This window comes from Streptomyces sp. CRN 30, from assembly GCF_034105845.1.
On the sequence record NZ_JAVRHI010000127.1, the window covers coordinates 1 to 3498 of the forward strand.

5 protein-coding genes are annotated in these 3498 nt (G+C 73.9%); 3 read left to right on the plus strand and 2 right to left on the minus strand.

The annotated features are described in order from the left end of the window. Nucleotides 1-61: 61 nt before the first annotated feature. Together UW392_RS12150 and UW392_RS12155 are read right to left on the minus strand one after the other, a co-directional pair. Complete coding sequence (locus tag UW392_RS12150) at nt 62-421, minus strand: DUF6479 family protein (RefSeq protein WP_320774943.1); 360 nt, start codon at nt 419-421, stop codon at nt 62-64. 54 nt (nt 422-475) lie between these two features. Further along, nucleotides 476-862 carry a ChaB family protein gene (locus tag UW392_RS12155; RefSeq protein WP_320774944.1) on the minus strand — a complete coding sequence of 129 codons (387 nt, stop codon included), beginning with the start codon at nt 860-862 and terminating at the stop codon, nt 476-478. Between the two features lie 147 nt (nt 863-1009). Here UW392_RS12155 and UW392_RS12160 point away from each other — a divergent pair, with 147 nt between their 5' ends. The 3 genes from UW392_RS12160 to UW392_RS12170 form a co-directional block, all read left to right on the plus strand. Continuing rightward, a complete protein-coding gene (locus tag UW392_RS12160; RefSeq protein WP_320774945.1) occupies nt 1010-1384 on the plus strand; it encodes a four-helix bundle copper-binding protein in 375 nt (124 codons plus the stop codon). Nucleotides 1385-1481: 97 nt separating this feature from the next. After that, the gene (locus UW392_RS12165; protein WP_320774946.1) at nt 1482-2393 is read left to right on the plus strand and encodes an oxygenase MpaB family protein; all 912 of its coding nucleotides are present in this window, start codon (nt 1482-1484) and stop codon (nt 2391-2393) included. Between the two features lie 58 nt (nt 2394-2451). Next, nucleotides 2452-3498: serine/threonine-protein kinase (locus tag UW392_RS12170; RefSeq protein ID WP_320774947.1), on the plus strand; the 1047-nt coding region annotated here is incomplete at its 3' end.

Consider the following 3498-nt stretch of genomic DNA (forward strand, 5'->3'; position numbering starts at 1 on the left):
GCCCGCGCGACATCGCGCGGGCCGCCCCCATGTGTGCCGCCGCTCCGAACGGCCCCGTCGGTCAGCGGCCGCCACCCGGACCGCCGCTGCCGAAGGAACCGCTGCTGCCCTCGTCCCAGCGGCGCCGCGGCTGCCCCGGATCGGACCGGCTGCCCTGGCGGTGGAGGTCGTGCGGCAGCATCCGCTCGTCGCTGCGCGGCACCTCCTCCGCGGACCGGGTCTCCCGCATCTCACGGACCGGGCCGCCCGCGGGCATGTGCGGCTGCTCGTCGGGGGTCGGCGGCGGCGACTCCCGACGCTTGACGCGGATGCCGACCGCGAAGGCGCCGATCAGCAGCGCCACGACCACGAAAGCCGCCACGATCAGCCCGACGCTCATGGCGCCGTTGCTCGCGGCCATGTTCACCCATGCGCTAGTCATGGTCGGCGAGTACCCCCGCTCTCCGTCACCAACCCCTCACCTCTCCCGCGCGGATCACGTCTGCGAACGGTTCGCCTTGCGGATCGCGTCGAGCAGTTCCTGCTTCGTCATCCGTGACCGGCCCTCGATCCCGAGCCGCTTGGCCACGTCGTACAGATGCTGCTTGCCGGCCTGCTCGTCGACTCCCTCGCCACTGCGGCCGCCCTGGCCCCGGGGCCGCGCGGACCGGGAGTCGGAGGGACCCTTGCGGCCGCCCTCCTTGCGCTCCCAGTGGTCACCGACCTTCTCGTACTTGTGCTTCAGGGCCCCGTACGCCACTCGGTGCGCGCGCTCACCCTCGCCGTACTCCTGGACAGCGGAGTCGTGCGCCGCCACCCAGGTGCGCCGGGCCTCCCGCGGAGACCGTTCCAGGGTCGACGGCAGTTCCTGTCGTCCCGGCATGTCGTCCACCTCCGTTCCTCGTCCCGTTCCTCGTCGCGTCCGGAGGGTGGACGGGTGCCCGGGGGTGGCGGCGGAAAACGGTCCGAAACCCTTGGCAGCGCCGGGCCGCACGGGTTTGGCGCCGACCGCAGCGGCAACCCGCGCGGTGTGACCACGACGACTTCACAGCAGGAGCTGTTCCAGTTTCTCGAGGACCGATTCGCATGCGCACAGGCGTGTACGGAGTGTGCGCGGGCCTGTGCGCTACGGGCGAGCCTCGTGGACCCGGGCGGCACGGAGAACCAGGAACTCGTGCGCCGCAAGGGCATCATGTGCGCGGAGGTGTGCGATGCCACCTGCCGTGTGCTGTCCGAGCAGACCCAGGTGGACGAGAAGGCGATACGTGTCCAGCTGGAGTGGTGCCGGCGGGTGTGCCTGGAGGGCGCGCACGTCTTCGACCGGCAGCCCGGCGCCGAGGACAGCGCGGAGGCGTGCCGGGCCTGCGCGCGGGCGTGCGGGGAGTTCCTCGCCACCTTGCGCTGAGCCCCGTCCCGCACCGGTGAGCCCCCGGTCCCGCACCGGTGCGACGGTGGCCCGGAGGTGCCTGTGAAGGGCGCGGGCCGAGCGCTAGCCTCCCGCCATGGCTGTCATTCCGACGAGCGACGCGAGCGGGAAGAGCGCGACAGGCGCGACGAACGGGGCGAGCGGGACGGACGATCCCGGGCTCTTCGGACCCGGCTCGGTCACCTGGCAGGCGCACAGCGACCCCATGATGTGGATCGCCGGCGTCCGCGCCCTCTACCTCCAGGCCCTGCACCCGCGCGCGGTCCGCGGCGTCCTGCAGAACTCCGACTTCCGGCGCGACGCATGGGGCCGGCTGCTGCGCACCGCCGCCTTCGTGGGCACGACGACGTACGGCACCACCGAAGCCGCCGAGCGGGCCGGCGCCCGGGTCCGCCGCATCCACCGCGCGCTCGGCGCGACCGACCCGGACACCGGTAAGCGCTACGGCATCGACGAGCCCGAGCTGCTGTGCTGGGTGCACTGCGCCGAGGTCGGCTCCTACCTGCACATCCTGCGCCGCTCCGGCTTCCCGCTCACCGACGGCCAGGCCGACCGGTACCTCGCCGAGCACCGGCACAGCGCCCGCCTGGTCGGCCTGGACCCCGCAGCCGTCCCCGCCGACCGCGCGGAGCTGGCCGCCTACTTCGAGCGGGTGCGGCCCGAACTGGCCGCCGGGCCCGAGGCGCGCGAGGTGGACGACTTCCTCAGCAGGCCGCCGGTCCACCCGCTGCTGACCCCGGCCCGGCGCCTGCTCTGGCGCCGGGTGGCACACATGGCGTACGCGTCCCTGCCGACATACGCGCACGAGCTGTACGGCAGGGCGGCGCCCGAACCGGACGACGTCACCCGCACCCTGCGTATCACCGGCACCCTGCTGCGCGCCGTCCCGGCCGATCTGCGCTGGCGGATGCCGCCCCGGCACATCGTCCGGGCCATGGCGCGACTCGGACCGGCAGCGCGCCCGGCCCCGTACAAACTCGGCGCATAGACCGCCATACTGGACCGGCCAGGGGAGGGGCGGAGCGACTTCGACGGGGGCGCGCTCGATGGGGGACAGCACGCTGATCCACGGCCGGTACCGGCTGCTCGATCTGATCGGGAGAGGCGGCATGGGGGAGGTGTGGCGGGCGCGCGACGAGTCGCTGGGCCGCCGCGTCGCCGTGAAATGCCTCAAGCCGCTCGCCGCGCCCGAGGACCAGTCCTTCGCGCGGGTGATGCGGGAGCGGTTCCGGCGCGAGGCACAGGTGGCCGCCGGGCTCCAGCACCGCGGGGTGACCGTGGTCCACGACTTCGGGGACTTCGAGGGGGTGCTGTTCCTCGTCATGGAACTGCTGGAGGGCCGCAACCTCAGCCAGCTCCTGGAGGACAACAAGCACCACCCGCTGCCGGTCACCGATGTCGTCGACATCGGCGAGCAGGTCGCCGCCGCCCTCGCGTACACGCATGAGCAGGGCATCGTGCACCGGGACCTGAAGCCCGCGAACATCGTGCGGCTGGCCGACGGCACGGTGAAGATATGCGACTTCGGCATCGCCCGGCTCGGCCACGACGTGGGCTTCACCGCCCGGCTGACCGGTACGGGCATCGCCATGGGCACCCCGCACTACATGTCGCCGGAGCAGATAGGCGGCGTCGAGGTCGACCGCCGCAGCGACCTGTACTCGCTCGGCTGCGTCCTGTACGAGCTCGCCACCGGGGTGCCGCCGTTCGACCTGGACGACGCGTGGGCCGTCCTCGTCGGGCACCGGGACACCCCGCCGCGCCCGCCCCGCAGCCACCGGCCCGATCTCCCCGCCTACCTGGAGCGGATCATCCTGGACCTGCTGGCCAAGTCGCCGGAGCAGCGGCCGGTGGACGCCCGCGAACTGGGCCGCCGGATCGTGGCCGGCCGCACCGCCCCGGCCCACGCTCCGACGGTGGTCGCCGCCGGCCCCTCCCGGCCGGCCGTCCGCACGACGTCCCCACCGGCCTGGAGCCACACCCCGGACACGGGCGCCCCGCCCGCCAACCGGCCCCCGGACGCAGCCGTGCCCGCGATCGCCGACCGGCTCCCGGGCCCGGCCGCCGACGACCGCCTCCCGTGGCCCGCTGCC

Coding starts and splice junctions, on each gene's coding strand:
- UW392_RS12155 (WP_320774944.1), bottom strand. CDS start 862: ATGCCGGGACGACAGGAACTGCCGTCGACCCTGGAACGGTCTCCGCGG.
- UW392_RS12150 (WP_320774943.1), bottom strand. CDS start 421: ATGACTAGCGCATGGGTGAACATGGCCGCGAGCAACGGCGCCATGAGC.
- UW392_RS12165 (WP_320774946.1), top strand. CDS start 1,482: ATGGCTGTCATTCCGACGAGCGACGCGAGCGGGAAGAGCGCGACAGGC.